This is a genomic window from Acidovorax sp. GW835-FHT14B10 (genome assembly GCF_058793725.1).
In genome coordinates, this window is the sequence record NZ_JBXAGC010000006.1 from 48,030 (window position 1) to 63,177 (window position 15,148).

The following is a 15,148-nucleotide window of genomic DNA, read 5'->3' on the forward strand; positions in this document are numbered from 1 at the left end:
CCGCCTTTCCACAGGCCGATGGCGACCTGCGCGTTCAGCACCGGGGTCCCATCACGCCGCACCCCGCTCCGACACCCCCGCCGCCTCAAAGCTCGCCATCTCGCGCAGCACGGCGCAGGCCGACTGCAGCAGCGGCCAGGCCAGCGCGGCGCCCGAACCCTCGCCCAGGCGCAGGCCCATGTCCAGCAGGGGCTCGGCCTGCAGCTGCGCCAGCATGAGCGCATGGCCGGGTTCGCCCGAGCTGTGGGCAAACACGCATCGTTGCAGCACAGCGGGCTGCAGGCGCGCGGCGACCAGCACGGCGGCGGTGGTGATGAAGCCATCGACCACGATGGCGCGGCGCTCGGCGGCGGCCTGCAGCACGGCGCCGGTCATGGTGGCGACCTCGAAGCCGCCCAGTGCGGCCAGGGCGTCGAGCGGCGCCGTGGCGTGGGCATTGGCGGCCAGCGCCTGCTCCAGCACCGCGCGCTTGCGGGCGATGCCGGCCGTGTCCAGGCCCGTACCGGCACCGGTGCAATCGTTCAACGACACACCGCACAAGCGCGCCAGCAAAAGCGAGGCCACCGAGGTGTTGCCAATGCCCATCTCACCCAGCAGCAGCGCATTGCCAGGCAGGCCGCGCACCACCTCCATGCCGTTGGCCAGCGCCTGCGCGCATTGCGCGGCGCTCATGGCCGGGCCGATGCTGGCGTCTTGCGTACCTGGAGCCACCTTGCGCAGCCACAGGCGGGGCTGGCCAGGTGCGGCCTCGCGCGGCGCGATGTCGCGGGCCACGCCGCAGTCCACCACATTCAGGGCCAGGCCGTGCTGGCGCGCCAGCACGCTCACGGCGGCGCCGCCGGCCAGGAAGTTCTCGACCATCTGCCAGGTGACGTCGCTGGGGTAGGCCGACACGCCGCGCGCCACCAGGCCGTGGTCGCCCGCGAAGACGACCATTTGCGGCTGCTTCAGCGCCGGGGTTTCGGTGCCCAGAATCTGCCCCAGCGTGAGCGCCAGGGCTTCCAGGCGGCCGAGCGAGCCCAGCGGTTTGGTTTTGTGGTCCAGCTTGTGCTGCAGGGCCTGGGTGAGTTGCGGGTTGGCGATGCCGGCAATCAGCGGCAGGTGGGCATTCATGGTTTGTTCAACTTTCAATGGGGGTTTGGCGCAGCCCGCACACAGGGGGCCGCGCATTGGATGGCGGTGCGCACCAGGGCGGTGCTTGGCGGCAGGGTCAGGCGATGGCTTCGCGCCCGCGCTGGGCGGCGGCCTGGTCGCGCTGCAGGTGGGCGATGAGGGGCTGCTGGTCGTCGCGCTGACCCCATTGGTCGAAGTACACGAGGTCTTCCATGGGCAAGCGCGGCAGCCAGCCGGCGGTTTCCAGCTCGGGCTTGTCGTGGAAGTGGCTCACGTAGCCCACGCACAGATAGGCGATGGGCGTGATGCCCTTGGGGATGCCCAGTGCCTCTTGCAAGTCCGCCTGGTGGAAGATGCTGACCCAGCCCACGCCCAGCCCCTCAGCGCGCGCGGCGAGCCACAGGTTCTGCACGGCGCACACGCTGCTGTACAGATCCATGGTCTTCATGTGGGTGCGGCCCACCACCACCGGGCCGGTGCGCTCGCGGTCGCAGGTGATGCAGATGCCTACGGGCGACTCGACGATGCCTTCGAGCTTGAGCTTTTGGTAGGTGGCGCGCCTGTAGCCCCCGAACATGTCGGCGGCTTCCGCATGGGCCTTGGCAAAGGCGCTGTGCACGCGGCGCTTGGTGTCTTGCGACTGCACCACCAGAAAGTTCCAGGGCTGCATGAAGCCCACCGAGGGCGCGTAGTGCGCGGCGGTGAGGATGCGGCTCAAAACCTCGTCGGGCACGGGCGTGGGCAGAAACTGCCCGCGCACATCACGGCGTGAAAAGATGGCGTGGTAAATGGCGTCGCGCGCTTCTTGTGTGAAGGCGTGAACGCTGGGCGTGGCTTGCGCCGCCGCGCTGGTATTCATGGCAGTCCCCTGTGCGTGAATAGTGGCAGCGCTGCCCGGCCTTGCAGCGCTAAAAATGGCTCAGGCCGGTCTTCTGGCTTGGAGTCGTCTGCCTTGGCACACCTTCCCGGCCAGTGCAATGTTTTACGCTTGATGGCACAAATAAAAAGGATGGATTTTTGGTTCTGGCAAGGCTCAAACCACAGCGATACCAGGCGGTATCGCGAGGATTTGCAACGCAGCCAGGGCCGAAAAGACGCCTTTTTATGTGACAGATAGCGTGAAACACTGCACTAGGCAGCCAGTGGCATTTGTGCGCGGCATCGTCCTTACAGCGTTGGGCACGCGGCGGATTTGCACCGCCTTCCCGATTCTCCCTTTGCCATTGCGGCATTGGGCACCTGAGGGGCGCGATGATAGCAGCCGATGGCCGCGTATTTCTTACGCGATCAGCGCATCCAGCACGCCCGGTTCAAAGTGCCGGGCCACACCATTGGCCAACCCCTCAAACACCGTCTCCAGCGTGGGCGCCTGGGCCCCAAACAGGGCATGCAGCACGGCGGCGTCCTCGAACAAACCGTGCAGGTACACGCCCAGCACGTTGCCCGCCGGGTTCTGCCACGCGATGCCGGGCATGACCTCGCGCGCCACGTCGCCCTTGGCAGCCATGGCGGGGTGCTGGGCGGTCTGGCCGTGGTGGATTTCGTAGCCCTCGGCGCGCACGCCCGAGAGCGGCGCCCAGGCGCCCACCAGCGGGCCAAACTGCGCGGCCGTGCGCCGCACGGTTTTGGCGGGCTCGAACACGGTGACCAGCGGCAGCAGGCCCAGGCCGGGGCCGTTGCCGTCGATGCCCTCGGGGTCGATCAGCGCTTCGCCCAGCATCTGCAGGCCGCCGCACACGCCCAGCACGGTGCCGCCCTGCCCTGCATGCACGGCAATCGCACGGTCCAGCCCTTGCGCGCGCAGCCAGGCCAGATCGGCGGCGGTGGCTTTGGAGCCGGGCAGCACGATCCAGTCGGCCGGCCGCAGGCCCGCCACGTCGGCCGGGCTGCGCACCCACTGCAGGCGCAGGCCGGGCACGTTCTTGAGCGGCTGGAATTCGTCGAGGTTGCTGATGCGCGGGTAGGCCACCACGGCGATGGTGGTGTGCACGGCACCCGCCGCCGTGCTGCGGTCGTCGAACACGCCATCTTCCTCGGGCAGGCCGTGGTGCCACTGCATGGGGATGGTGGCCACGGTGGGCACGCCGGTCAGGTTCTGCAGCATCTGCGGCGCGGGCGCGAGCAGCGCGGCATCCCCGCGAAACTTGTTGAGCACGAAACCGTGGATGAGTGCACGCTCGTCCTCGGGCAACAGCGCCCAGGTGCCGTACAGGTGGGCGAAGGCGCCGCCACGGTCGATGTCGGTCACCAGCAGGCAGCGGGCCTGCGCATGGCGGGCCACGCGCATGTTGACGATGTCGCTGGCGTGCAGGTTGATCTCGGCGGGCGAGCCCGCGCCCTCGATCACCACCACGTCGTTCTCGGCGCGCAGCGCGTCGAGCGCCCCGGCAATCTGCGGCCAGACCTTTTCGCTGCGCCCGCGCCAGGGCAGCGCGGTCAATTCGGCGCTCACCTGACCCATCAGCACGACCTGGCTGTGCGTGTCGGCCTCGGGCTTGAGCAGGAGCGGGTTCATGCGCACATCGGGTGCGGCGCGTGCGGCCAAGGCCTGAAAGTATTGGGCGCTGCCGATCTCGCCCCAGGCACCCTCCACGCCTTCGACCACACGGGCGTTGTTGCTCATGTTCTGCGCCTTGAACGGCACGACCTTCAGGCCCTGGTTGCTGTACCAGCGGCACAACGCGGTGGTGAGCCAGCTTTTGCCGGCGCCGCTGGTGGTGCCCAGCACCATCACGCAGCGGGCCAGGGGTGGGTTTTGTGGTGTCATGAATCCTTCTTTCCCGCATCTGGCGCGCGGGCACGCCATGCGACCTGCAGGGCATCTTGCGCAGCCGGGGGCCGCACGCCCAGTCGCACCCAGCCCGGCAGACCGAACGAGGTGCACTCGCGCAGCTTGATACCCGCAGCACGCAGGTGCGCCCCATCGCGCTCTTGCAGGCCGCCGGGAGGCAAGGCACAGAAATAGTTGGCCAGGCTGCCGCCCTGCACGGCCCAGCCCAGCCGCTCGCACAGGGCCAGCTGGCGTTGCTTCCAGACCGCCAGGGTGACCAGGCTGGCGGCCCGCCAGCGCTGCACGCCGGGCTGCACCCAGGCCTGCAGCATGGCCACGCCATGGGCCCCCACAGGCCATGATGGCGCCAGCGCAGACAGTGCCTGCACCTGCGCCCCGCTGCCCGGCGGGGCCACGGCGTAAGCAGCCCGCACACCCGTCAGGCCCAGGGCCTTGTTGGGCGTCCACAGCTGCCAGTACGGTGCGAAAGACTCGGGCCACGCCGCGCCGTCCAGCCGCAGGGGCGCGTAGGCGCAGTCGAGCACGCGCAGGACCGGGGGAGCAGCGGGGTCCGCATCGGCAGCGGCCTGCGCCCACAGGCCCAGCGCGGGGTCTGCCAGGCCTTGCGGGCTGCCCGGCTCGCAGGCCCACTGCAGGCTGGCGCTGCCCGCATCTAGGAGCCTATCGGACTTGGAAATCGTCGGCTGCCAATCGACCGCAGCGGCCCATTTTTCACCGTATTTTTGCCCCATAGCTCGGCTATGGGGCTGCGATTCCGGCAAAAACTGGGCTCGCTGGGGCCGATTTTCGCTTTCGACGCTCCAAGTCCGATAGGCTCCTAGAGACCGCAGCAGCGCCAGGCCCCGCGCCTGGGCTGCCTGCGGGTAGTCGCCATAGCAATGCGCAGGCAGCGCCACCGCGCACGCGCCCTGCTGCGCCGCCAGCGCCGTGATCCGGTGGATGAATTCGCTGGCGCTGCCGGCCAGCACGATGCGCTCTGGCGCAACGCCATGAAAGGCGCCCAGGCTTTCGCGCAGCGCGGTGTAGGCTGGGTCGGGGTAACAGGTGGCGTCGGCCTGCTGCACGGCGTGCAACGCCTCGGGGCAAGGGCCGCAGGCGTTGCTGTTGGTCGAAAAATCGTGCAGTGGCACACCCGCCGCATCGGGGCCGCCATGGGGGGGCAGGGCTGCCAACAAAACGCTCATGCTGCCGCCACCAGCACCACCAGGACATGCACCACCGCGGCCAGCGGCACCAGCACCATCACCACCATGGACACCAGCTTTTCGGCGCGCCGCGTATCGAGCGGCCCGGCATCCCGGCCCTTGCCGTTGAGCACATACACGCCCGGCTTGGCCAGCCGCACGCCCAGGGCCATCGACATCGCCGCCATGGGCCAGCCGCTGTTGGGTGACGGGGTCTTGCGCGCCTGGCGCGCCAGCTCGCGCAGCGACAGCCCCCGCGTGGCCAGCGCCAGCAGCAACGCCGTGAGGCGCGCGGGCAGCCACGACAGCGCATCGTCCGCGCGCGCGGCCCATTTGCCCGCCCATTGCCAGTAGCGCCCGCCGCGCATGCCGGGGTAGCCCCACATGGCATCGGCCGTGTTGGCAAAGCGGTACAGCGCAGCGCCCGGCAGGCCCAGCAGCGCGAACCAGAACAGCGGCGCCACCACCGAGTCGTTGAGGTTCTCGGCCAGCGACTCAATGGCCGATTCGCGCACTTGCAGCGCATCGAGCTGCGCCACATCGCGGCTCACCAGGCGCGCCAGGCGTTCGCGGCCCTCGGGCAGCGAACGGGCCAGGGCTGCTTCCACGGCCAGCACTTCGTCGCACAGCATGCGCCAGGCAAACAGCGGCTTGAGCAGCAGCGCCAGCAAGGCCGCCGCCAACAGCCAGTGCAGTTGCAGCGCAACCCATTGGGCGCCCCAGAAAATCACCAAAACCACAGCAGCCAGCGCACACCAGACAAACGCGGCAGCCCAAAAACATTTCCAGTCTTGCGCCTTGGGTGACAACGGCGCCAGCCGCTCGCCCCACCAGCGCAGCGCCTGCCCCATCCACACCACCGGGTGCGCGCGCTCGGGCGGCTCACCCACCAGCCGGTCCAGCCACACCGCCAGCCACAACGCCACCGCCCCCGACAATGCGGCCCCCACCGACAGGGGCAACCCCACAGCTTCCAGATTCATGGCACCGGCCCTTCTTCAAACAGGCTGCTCGCCTGGCCCCAGGCATTGTCGAACACCAGCGCCTGCAGCGGCTGGCGCTGCGCCCAGCGGGTCTGGGCCAGCATGGGCTCGGCGTAGAACGCCGGCACCGGCCCCAGGCACAGCAAGGCGATCGGCTCGGCGCCCGCGGGCAGTTGCAGCAGGCGGGCCACGGCAACGGGGTCGAACAGCGACACCCAGCCCATGCCCAGGCCCTCGGCACGCGCCGCCAGCCACAGGTTCTGGATGGCACAGGCGGCCGAGGCCAGGTCCATCTGCGGCAGGGTGCGGCGGCCAAAGATGTGCTTTTCGCGGCCATCGGCCAGCGACACCGCCAGCACCTCGGCGGCCTCCAGCAGGCCCTGCACCTTCAGGCGCATGAATTCGTCTTCGCGCTCGCCCAGGGCGCGGGCCGTGAGCAGACGCTCCTCCTCGACCAGCCCGTGCAGTTGCTCGCGCAGGGCGCGGTCGGTCACGCGCACAAAGCGCCAGGGCTGCATGAAGCCCACGCTGGGCGCATGGTGCGCGGCCTGCAGCAGGCGGCGCAGCACGTCGTCTGGCACCTGGCCACCGGCAAAGTGGCGCATGTCGCGCCGCTCGAAGATCGCCCGGTACACGGCCCGGGCATCGCCCGGCGCAAAGGCCTGGGAAGATGGGGCCGCGCTATCCGAGCCCTGCTGCGCCATCACCATCAGTCCTCGATGCCGCGCTGTGCCGGCACACCCGCCTTGAACGCATGCTTGACCATCTGCATCTCGGTCACGGTGTCGGCCAGCGCGACGATTTCGGGCGGGCAGCGGCGGCCGGTCAGCACCACATGCACGTCACGGGGCCGCTCGCGCAGGGTCTGCAGCACGCCATCGAGCGGCAGCCAGCCGTAGATCAGCGGGTAGGTGATTTCGTCGAGCACCACCATGAAATACTCGCCCGAGAGGATGGCGGCGCGCGCCTTCTCCCAGCCGTCGCGCGCCAGTTGCGCGGAGTGCTCCAGGTCCTGGCTCTTCCAGCTGAAACCGTCGCCCAGTCCTTCGATGGGAATGCCGATCTGCTCGAACATGCGGTGCTCGCCAAAACGCGCCGTGGGCACCTTCATGAACTGGTAGATCTTCACGGCCTTGCCCCGGCCATGCGCACGCAGCGCCAGGCCAAAGGCCGCCGTACTTTTGCCCTTGCCGTCGCCGGTGTTGACGATGACCAGGCCCCGGCGCTCGCCCTCGGCCTTTTCGTAGCGTTTCTCGGTGGGTGGGGTTTCGATCTGCATGGTGGGCATTCTTTCAGACAGGGTGGGTGTCACAGACCGGCCAATGGCGGCTGTGGGGACAGGGAAAACGGGCGGCGGGCCTGCCAGGCAGCGCCAGCAAGCACCACGAGGGCGACGACCAGCAGCGCCACGATGCCGGCCATGCGCTCCAGTGGTGCGGTTGGGGTCACGGCGGCTTCGCGCTCGGGCTGGCGCTCCAGCAGCACGCCCATGGCGGGCGCTGCGGGTGTGGCCGCGGGGGTGTCGGCCTGGTGCGGTGGCGCAGGCAGGTCGGCAGACGGCGGGGTGGCCACTGCCATGCCCGGGGGGGCGGGGGCTGCGCCCTGCGCGGCCTGATCCACCCAGCGGCGCACGCCGGGCAGTTCGGCCGCCAGCGGCGCCGCACGCGTGAGTTCCTGGTAGGTCTGTGCGAGCTGCTTTTGCGTGTCGGCATCGGCCTGCCAATAGCCCTGGCGCTGCGCCTGCACCAGGCGTTCGAGCGATTGCGCATAGGCCTGCGGGTGCTCCCTCAGCCACTCGGGCAGGCCCAGCCGGTGCTTGTCGCGCACCAGCACGTCGTAGAAGCTCTGCCAGTGGTCGCTGCGCACCGTATCGGGCGCCACGGCCTGCCAGCCCCAGGCGAACTGCACGGCCTTGAGCACCTGCAGCGTGCCCGCATAGCCCTCGGCCTTCTGCGCCTGCAGCCAGCCGGGGTGCAGGTAGCGCGACTGCATCTCCAGCGCGATGGCGCGCTGCGCGGTCTCGGTGGTGGGCTCGCCCGCATCCTGCAGCTGGGCCACATGCAGCTCCAGCCCCTGCGGGCGGCCCGCCACGCGGGCAGCGGCCGACAGGCCGCCCAGGTACTGGAACGGGTCGTCCGAGCTGACCATGGCGTACAGGTGCGAGCTGCGCGAGAGGATGGCGGCATCGGTGCGGCGCAGGTGGGCACCCAGGGCCTTGGCCGCCGTGCCGCCCGCCACGCCCGTCACGGGCTCGCCCTCCAGATACGGCTGGCTCATGCGCGCGAGGAACATCGCGCCCAGACGGGCATCGTTGGTCTGCAGGCCGTCGCTTTGCACCGCGTCGGAAATGCCCGTGCCGTAGTCGCCCACCGCGTTGCCGAACGCGCGCGCACGCGCCAACTGCTCGGCCTGCGCGCGGGGCACGCCCTGCTGGCGCAGTTCCTGGCTGATCTGCGCGGTGTGGCGCGCAACCACGTTGCCGGGCTCGGCCGTGGCGGCCTGGGCCACGGCGCGGTCCAGCAGCGCCATCAGCGCCGGGAACTGGTCGCGGTAGGAGCCGGTGATGCTCATGAGCACATCGACGCGCGGGCGCTGGAGCTCATCGGCCGCGATGGTCTCCACGCGCACCGGCCGGCCCGAGTCGTCCCACACCGGGCGCATGCCCAGGGCCACCAGGGCCTGGGCTTCCATGATGCCCTGGTGGCGCAGGGTTTCACCTGCCCAGAGCGACAGCGCCATGCGCTGCGGCGCCTGGCCGCCATGGCGCGCCTGGTAATCCTTGAACCAGTCGTTGAACAGCGTCTGCGCCACGGCGTAGGCCTGGCGCGTGGGCAGGCGGCTCGGGTCCAGGCCCGTGAGGTTGCGGCCCGTGGGCAGACTGTCGGGGTTGCGGATCGGGTCGCCACCGTAGGCGGCGGGCAGGAAGCGGCCCTCCAGCCCTGCCAGCAGTCCGGGCATCTCGCCCTCGGTGGCCAGCAGCCGGTCCAGCGCCTGTGCGCGCTGCGCCAGTTGCAGCAGCGCGGGCGTGTCGATGGGTTGGCGCGCGGCGCGGTTGGGCACATGGTCTTCGGCGCGCACCACATCGGATGCAGCTTGCGCGGGCAGCGCGGGGCGCAGGTCCAGCACGCTGGCCGCTTGAGCGTCCTGCAGGGCCACCTCCAGCCAGCGCGCGGGGCGCGCGGCCAGCACGGCATCGTGCTGGATCAGGAAGGCTTCGTCGATGTCCTCGCCCAGCGCTTCGATCAGCGGTTTGCGCAGTGCCTGCAGGATGGTCTCGCGCCGCTGCTCGGGCGCGGGCACGCGGCCGAACACGGCCAGGCCCTTGGGCTGTGAACTTTGCGCGAGCTGGTCCAGGTAGGGGTGCAGGATTTCGAGGAAGCCGCTGAAGTCGGCCGCGATGCGCTCGGCGCTCCAGCCCAGGTCGCGGTGCAGCTGGTGCTCCACGAACTGCGCCACCAGCTGCTTTTCGAGCGCGCGGCGCGTGGGGCCTTCGTCCACGGTTTCCCATTCGTGCATCACCTCGTGCATGTGGGCCATGCGCGCCTCGAAGCCCGCCGGGGCGAACACGGGCGTGCGGTGGCTCACCAGCACGGCGCGGCCCCGGCGCTTGGCCGTGAGCGCCTCGCCCAGGTTGTCCACGATGTAGGGGTAGACCACGGGCAGGTCGCCCAGCGGCAGCAGCGCGTCGTCGTGCACGTCGAGCGCGCGCGCCTTGCCGCCAGCCCACTCCTGCGTGCCGTGGGTGCCGAAGTGGATGAGTGCATCGGCCTCCAGCTGTGCCCACAGGTACACCGCCAGGTAGTGGTGCGACAGCGGCGCCTTGGACTTGTGCATGAACGGGTTCTGGCCCAGGCGCAGCGTCTCTTCGCGCGGGGGTTGGGGCAGCACGGCCAGCCGCCCGACCTGCAGGCGTGGGATGGCGAACACTTTTTCGCCCTGCCAATCGACCACATAGCGGCTTTTCTCGGGCAGGCCCCAGTGCGCATTCATGCGCTCGCGCACGGCCTGGGGCAAGGTGGCCAGGTGCTGCGCGTAGCGCGCCAGCGGCAGCGCGGCAGCCTGGCCGTTTTGGAGCAGCGCGCGCGGGTCGGCGCCGGGGTAGTAGGCAGCGAGCAGAGGCTTGAGACCGTCGATCCAGCCCTGCTCGGGCACGCGCTGCGTGCGGTAGCCGGCCGCTGCCAAACCGGCAGACACCTGCTCCAGGCTGCGCGGCACGTTGAGGAAAGAGGCACCGAAGTTGGTGCCGCCGGGCGGGTAGTTGTAGACCATGGCCACCAGGCGCTTGTCGGCGGCGGGTTTCATCTGCAGCGCGATCAGGCGGCGCGCCTTGGCGGCCACGGCCTGGGCCTGGCGTTCGATGAGGCGGAAAGCCTGGCCCTCGGCGCCGTGGGCGGCAACCAGGATCGGATCGATGGCACCGGCGGCCTCGGGCTGCGCGAGATAGAACGGCACGTCGGACAGCGACAGCCCCGTGTCGCTGGCCTCCCATGCGGCGGCATCGCCCGCGCGGTAGGGCTGGGTGGCCAGCAGCGGCACGCCCCAGCGCGCCAACAGCGGCTGCAGCGCGGCCGCCTGGGACACGAGCTGGTGCAGCACCAGGGCGGAGGCATGCAGGCGGCCCGCACTGGCACCGCTGGCGGCGGGCAGCTCCAGCACCTCGGCCAGGGTCTGCGCCGTGAGCTGCTGGCCAAAGGCCGCATAGGCGAACAGGCCCTGCCGGTGAAAGGTACGCAGCCAGGCATCGAGCCATTCGGTGCTGCCGTCGACGAAATGGTGGCGGTGCACCAGCACGGCCACGGCGGGCAGGCCGCGCAAGGCCCCCTGCCCTGCGCGCCACTGCTCCAGCGCTGCGGCGTTGGGCAGCAGGCCGGGGGCGTCGGGGTGGTAGATGCCGCGGGCGGGCAGGATCTCGGGCGCAGGCAAGGCCGGCAGGGCCGCGCCCGCCACCACGGCACGCGCGAGGGCCATGGCGTGCTGCAGGTTGCGCGGGCCGCCGGCCTGCAGGTAGGCCACCATGCGGGCAGGCGCATCCAGCCCCGCCAAGTCGGCCGCCGGGGTGCCCGCAGGCACCCAGACCACGCGGCCGGGCGTGCGCGCGTCAGGGGCGTCCAGTGCGGGGCCCACCATGCGGCGCAGGCGCGCTTCCACGCTGGCGTGTGGAACATCCACCCACACCAGCGCAGCGCCCGCCAGCGCGCGCTCCAACTGCTGGGACTGGGCGGCATCCAGCACCGCCGGGCCTGCGAGCGGGTAGTCGATGTGCGCAAAGCCCAGGCCTGCCTCAGTGGCCAGGCGCTGCACCATGGCCGTGCGCGTGGCCGTGGTGATGTCGGAGGTCAGCCACAGCAGCACCGGTGCAGACGGCGCGGCCTGCACCAGGGGCACAGCCAGCAGCAGGCACCACAGTGCCGCGCGCAGCACCAGTTTCATCATGGCCTGGCGGCATCGGCTGCGGGTGCCACGCCGGTTTCGGGGATGTAGACGATGTTGCCGTCTTCGAGCTGGTAGGCCACGCCCGCGCGCACGCCCTGCCCTTGCGCTGCGCTGCCCGCGCCCTTGAAGCGCACTTCCTTGCCCTGCTCGCGCACCACGACTTCCATGTCGGGCTGGCCGGGGTTGCGGATGATGGTGACGCGCTCTTGGGCACTGGTCTGCGACTGAACGGCCACGGCCGTGAGCAGCGCCACGACGAGTACCAGGAACACGTCCACCAGGTTCACGGCGGACAGCATCGGGTCGTCGTCGTCCTCGGCCAGAACGCTCAGGTGCTTCAGGGTCATTGCGCCACCCCCCGCTCCTTGCGCACCACCAGCAGCTCGGCCAGCAGCCAGCGGCGGCGCACCGAGTACACCACCAGCCCCACCGACGCAGCCGCCAGCGCCAGCACCACGCCCGCAAAGGCGCCGCTGAACACCGCCAGCGCCTGCTGGCCGTTGCCCGCCGCCACGCTCTGCAGCGCAGGGCCGAGCGGAATCATCGTGGCGATCAGCCCCAGCATGGGCGACAGGCGGCTGAGCAGGCGCACGGGCTCCACCTGGCGCACCAGTTGCAGCTCCAGTTCTTCCATCGACAGCCCGGGCGCCACGCACAGCGAGCGGTATTGCGGCTGGCGCCAGCGCTGCCAGGCCTCCATCAGCGTGGCGCCGCCCGACCACAGCGCGTAAACGAACGCCAGCCCCACCAGCACCAGCACCGGCCACAGCAACGCCTGCGCCACCTGCGAAAAACCCGATTCGATATTCATGCTGGCACGTCCTTGGTTCCTTGGTTGTTCTTGCGCTGCAGGGATGGCAGCGCCATCCACATGCCGTCGAGCTGGCGCACATGGATGCGGTGGTCAAACACCTGCTCCAGCGCGGCCTGGGTGGCGGCGGCGTCGCAGGCGCCGTGGTGCAGCACCCGGCCCGCGGCCATCACCACCATGTCATCGGCCTGCAGCGCCAGCGACACCTCGTGCAGCACGCTGACCACGGTGGTGCCCTGCGCCACCAGGGCGCGCACCAGCAAGAGCCAGTCGGCCTGGTGCGGCGGATCGAGGTTGGCCAGGGGTTCGTCCATGAGCAGCACCTGGGCCTGCACCGCCAGCAGCCGGGCCAGCAGCACGCGCTGGCGCTCGCCGCCCGAGAGCTGGCCCAGCGCGCGGTGGCGCCAGTCCCACGCCTGGGTGGCGCGCAGGGCCTGCTCCACCGCGGCGTGGTCGGTACCGCTGGGCGGTGACAACCAGGGCTGGTGCGGCAGGCGGCCCAGCATGGCCACGTCGTACACCATGAGATCATCGGCGGCCACCTCGTTCTGGCCCAGCCACGACAACGCCCGTGCACGCTCACCGCGGTGCCATTGCGCCAGGGGGCGGCCCAGCAGATGCACGCTGCCGCTGCAGGGCATGAGACCCGCCAGCGCGCGCAACAGTGTGGACTTGCCAGCGCCGTTGGGGCCCACGATGCTGGTCCAGCGGCCCGCCGGCAGCTGCAGCGTCACGCCATGCAATATGGGGGATTTTCCAATGCTGGCACTGATTCCATCCGCGCCAATAGCTATTTTTTCAGGAGCGTTTGCCATTTACAGCAGCCCCCCTGGCCCCGTGCGCCGGTGCATCAGCCACAGCAGGTAGCCGCCACCGAGCACGGCGGTGAGCACACCCACCGGCAGCTCCTGCGGGGCGATGAGCCCGCGCGCGAGCAGGTCGGCCGCCGCCAGCAGCACCGCCCCCATCAGGCTGGCCAGCCCCATGAGGCGGCCGTGCGGCACCTTGGCCACCGCGCGCACCAGGTGCGGCGCGGCCAGGCCCACAAAGGCGATCAGGCCCGTCTGCGCCACGGCCGTGCCGGTGGCCAGCGCCAGCACCGCCACCAAAGCGGCGCGCAGCGGCGCCAGCGGCAGGCCCAGGCTGTGCGCCGTGGATTCGCCCAGCGCCAGTCCATCGAGCACGCGCGACAGCGCCCAGGCCGCCACGAGGCACAGCCCCCACACCCCCGCCATCAGCAGGCATGAGGTCCAGCCCACGAAGCCGGTGGAGCCCAGCAGAAATGCCTGCATGGCCTGCAGCGAATCGGGCGACAGCAGCAGGATGAGCGAGGTGAACGCGCCCAGCACCACCCCCACGATCACGCCCGCCAGCAGCAGGCGCAGCGTGTGCTGCACCCCGCGCGCCAGCGCCAGCGTGAGCAGCACCGCCAGCACGGCACCGGCGAACGCGGCACCCGTCAGGCCCAGGCGCACCAGCCAATGGCCGGAAAACACCAGGGTCACCGCCGCGCCCTTGGCGCTGCCCACCATGCCCGCCCCGCCACCCATGAGCGCCAGCGCCGTGGCCACGCCCAGCGAGGCACCCGAGGCACTGCCCAGCAGGTAGGGGTCGGCCAGCGGATTGCGAAACAGCCCCTGCGCCACGGCGCCCGCCAGGCCCAGCAAGGCCCCGGCGCACCAGGCGCCCAGCGTGCGCGGCAGGCGGATGTCCCACACGATCTGCCAGGCCATATCACGGGCAGCGCGGGAGGCGGAGTCGGAGCCGTCGCCCCACAGCGCGGGCCAGAGGTTCTCCAGCCCCACGCTGCCCACGCCCGTGCCCAGCGGCACCAGCAGCATGCTGGCCGCCACCAGCGCCCACCCCAGCCAGCGCCCGCGCCGTGCCACAGACAGGCTCATGGACGCCCCGCCGCAGTGCCCCGGGCGGCAGGCACCGTCTTGCTGGTCAGGCAGCGTGCCATGAGGCGCGCGCCCTCGGCCATGCGCGGCCCAGGCCGCACCAGAATGTCCGCCTCTTCGGGGGAGAACACGCACAGCCGCTGCTCGCGCAGGGCACGCAGGCTGCTCCAGCCGGGACGCTCGGCCAGGCCGTCCACGCTGCGTGCGCTGATCATGATCAGGTCAGGGTCGGCCCGTACCACGAATTCGGGGTTGAGCTTGGGGAAAGGCCCCAGCGATGCCGGCAGGATGTTGCGGGCGCCCAGGCGCGCAAGGGTCTCGCCGATGAAGGACGAGGTGCCCGCGCCATACGGCCCGCGATTCACCTCGAAGTACACGCGTGCGTTGCGGGCGGCAGGGGGCACCGACTGCGCCGCCGCCTCGACCGCCGCATCGATGTGGCGCCATACGCGCAGCGCATCGGGCACGGCCAGCACCTGGCCGATCTTGCCCATCACGCGCTGCACGTCGGCGTGGCTCCTGGGCTCCAGCGCCACCACGGTCAGGCCCAGCGATTCGAGCCGGGCCGACGCGCGCGACGAGGTGGCCATGACCACCACATCGGGCCGCAGGGCCACGATGGCTTCGATGTTCGGATCGAGCCCACCGCCCACCTGGGGCAGCCGCGTGACGGCCTCGGGCCAGTTGGAATAGCGGTCCACGCCCACCAGCCGGTGGCACTGGTCGAGCGCGCAGAGGGTTTCGGTGAGCGAAGGCAGCAGGCTCACGATGCGCTGGGGCGGCCGCGGCAGCGTGACGGTGCGGCCCCGGTCGTCGGTGACCTGGATGGCCTGGGCGGATGCCTGCGCCTGTGCGAGGCCCGCCATGAGCAGGCCCAGCGCGACAAGGATGGCGATCACCCACAGGATGCGGCGCACGGGAGTTGGTTTCAT

General features: G+C 70.7%; 13 protein-coding genes and 1 riboswitch. All 13 genes read right to left on the minus strand.

All coding sequences use genetic code 11. The annotated features are described in order from the left end of the window. Window positions 1-51: 51 nt before the first annotated feature. The 13 genes from cobT to AC1Q5S_RS06640 all read right to left on the minus strand — a co-directional run bounded on the left by cobT (window position 52) and on the right by AC1Q5S_RS06640 (window position 15,148). The gene (gene cobT / locus AC1Q5S_RS06580; protein WP_492238560.1) at window positions 52-1,113 is read right to left on the minus strand and encodes a nicotinate-nucleotide--dimethylbenzimidazole phosphoribosyltransferase; all 1,062 of its coding nucleotides are present in this window, start codon (window positions 1,111-1,113) and stop codon (window positions 52-54) included. 97 nt (window positions 1,114-1,210) lie between these two features. Continuing rightward, the gene (bluB, locus tag AC1Q5S_RS06585; RefSeq protein ID WP_492238561.1) at window positions 1,211-1,972 is read right to left on the minus strand and encodes a 5,6-dimethylbenzimidazole synthase; all 762 of its coding nucleotides are present in this window, start codon (window positions 1,970-1,972) and stop codon (window positions 1,211-1,213) included. A gap of 46 nt (window positions 1,973-2,018) precedes the next feature. Then, window positions 2,019-2,371, minus strand: a riboswitch (cobalamin riboswitch). A 21-nt stretch (window positions 2,372-2,392) separates the two neighbouring features. Further along, window positions 2,393-3,844 carry a cobyric acid synthase gene (locus tag AC1Q5S_RS06590; protein WP_422204053.1) on the minus strand — a complete coding sequence of 484 codons (1,452 nt, stop codon included), beginning with the start codon at window positions 3,842-3,844 and terminating at the stop codon, window positions 2,393-2,395. Between the two features lie 32 nt (window positions 3,845-3,876). Next, window positions 3,877-5,088, minus strand: coding sequence for an aminotransferase class I/II-fold pyridoxal phosphate-dependent enzyme (locus AC1Q5S_RS06595; RefSeq protein WP_303833888.1), 1,212 nt, complete (start codon window positions 5,086-5,088; stop codon window positions 3,877-3,879). Then, on the minus strand, window positions 5,085-6,071 hold the full coding sequence (cbiB, locus tag AC1Q5S_RS06600) for an adenosylcobinamide-phosphate synthase CbiB (RefSeq protein WP_303833890.1): 987 nt from the start codon (window positions 6,069-6,071) through the stop codon (window positions 5,085-5,087). Before cbiB ends, AC1Q5S_RS06595 begins: the two co-directional genes overlap by 4 nt. Then, entirely contained in the window at window positions 6,068-6,775 is a 708-nt protein-coding gene (gene bluB, locus AC1Q5S_RS06605; protein WP_303833892.1) for a 5,6-dimethylbenzimidazole synthase, read from the minus strand. The genes cbiB and bluB (AC1Q5S_RS06605) overlap by 4 nt, the downstream gene beginning before the upstream one ends. A gap of 5 nt (window positions 6,776-6,780) precedes the next feature. After that, a complete protein-coding gene (gene cobO, locus AC1Q5S_RS06610) occupies window positions 6,781-7,350 on the minus strand; it encodes a cob(I)yrinic acid a,c-diamide adenosyltransferase (RefSeq protein ID WP_303833894.1) in 570 nt (189 codons plus the stop codon). 29 nt (window positions 7,351-7,379) lie between these two features. Further along, entirely contained in the window at window positions 7,380-11,504 is a 4,125-nt protein-coding gene (gene cobN / locus AC1Q5S_RS06615; RefSeq protein ID WP_422204025.1) for a cobaltochelatase subunit CobN, read from the minus strand. Then, window positions 11,501-11,851, minus strand: a complete 351-nt coding sequence (locus tag AC1Q5S_RS06620) for a DUF2149 domain-containing protein (protein WP_092697775.1) — start codon at window positions 11,849-11,851, stop codon at window positions 11,501-11,503. The genes cobN and AC1Q5S_RS06620 overlap by 4 nt, the downstream gene beginning before the upstream one ends. Beyond that, window positions 11,848-12,315, minus strand: a complete 468-nt coding sequence (locus tag AC1Q5S_RS06625) for a hypothetical protein (protein WP_492238562.1) — start codon at window positions 12,313-12,315, stop codon at window positions 11,848-11,850. Before AC1Q5S_RS06625 ends, AC1Q5S_RS06620 begins: the two co-directional genes overlap by 4 nt. After that, window positions 12,312-13,130, minus strand: a complete 819-nt coding sequence (locus AC1Q5S_RS06630; RefSeq protein ID WP_092697773.1) for an ABC transporter ATP-binding protein — start codon at window positions 13,128-13,130, stop codon at window positions 12,312-12,314. The genes AC1Q5S_RS06625 and AC1Q5S_RS06630 overlap by 4 nt, the downstream gene beginning before the upstream one ends. Further along, window positions 13,131-14,216, minus strand: coding sequence for a FecCD family ABC transporter permease (locus tag AC1Q5S_RS06635; protein ID WP_208859701.1), 1,086 nt, complete (start codon window positions 14,214-14,216; stop codon window positions 13,131-13,133). Next, a complete protein-coding gene (locus AC1Q5S_RS06640) occupies window positions 14,213-15,148 on the minus strand; it encodes an ABC transporter substrate-binding protein (RefSeq protein WP_092697772.1) in 936 nt (311 codons plus the stop codon). Before AC1Q5S_RS06640 ends, AC1Q5S_RS06635 begins: the two co-directional genes overlap by 4 nt.

Coding starts and splice junctions, on each gene's coding strand:
- AC1Q5S_RS06640 (WP_092697772.1), bottom strand. CDS start 15,148: ATGAAACCAACTCCCGTGCGCCGCATCCTGTGGGTGATCGCCATCCTT.
- AC1Q5S_RS06635 (WP_208859701.1), bottom strand. CDS start 14,216: ATGAGCCTGTCTGTGGCACGGCGCGGGCGCTGGCTGGGGTGGGCGCTG.
- AC1Q5S_RS06595 (WP_303833888.1), bottom strand. CDS start 5,088: ATGAGCGTTTTGTTGGCAGCCCTGCCCCCCCATGGCGGCCCCGATGCG.
- cobN (WP_422204025.1), bottom strand. CDS start 11,504: ATGATGAAACTGGTGCTGCGCGCGGCACTGTGGTGCCTGCTGCTGGCT.
- cobO (WP_303833894.1), bottom strand. CDS start 7,350: ATGCAGATCGAAACCCCACCCACCGAGAAACGCTACGAAAAGGCCGAG.
- AC1Q5S_RS06620 (WP_092697775.1), bottom strand. CDS start 11,851: ATGACCCTGAAGCACCTGAGCGTTCTGGCCGAGGACGACGACGACCCG.
- cobT (WP_492238560.1), bottom strand. CDS start 1,113: ATGAATGCCCACCTGCCGCTGATTGCCGGCATCGCCAACCCGCAACTC.
- cbiB (WP_303833890.1), bottom strand. CDS start 6,071: ATGAATCTGGAAGCTGTGGGGTTGCCCCTGTCGGTGGGGGCCGCATTG.
- bluB (WP_303833892.1), bottom strand. CDS start 6,775: ATGGCGCAGCAGGGCTCGGATAGCGCGGCCCCATCTTCCCAGGCCTTT.
- AC1Q5S_RS06625 (WP_492238562.1), bottom strand. CDS start 12,315: ATGAATATCGAATCGGGTTTTTCGCAGGTGGCGCAGGCGTTGCTGTGG.
- AC1Q5S_RS06590 (WP_422204053.1), bottom strand. CDS start 3,844: ATGGTGCTGGGCACCACCAGCGGCGCCGGCAAAAGCTGGCTCACCACC.
- AC1Q5S_RS06630 (WP_092697773.1), bottom strand. CDS start 13,130: ATGGCAAACGCTCCTGAAAAAATAGCTATTGGCGCGGATGGAATCAGT.
- bluB (WP_492238561.1), bottom strand. CDS start 1,972: ATGAATACCAGCGCGGCGGCGCAAGCCACGCCCAGCGTTCACGCCTTC.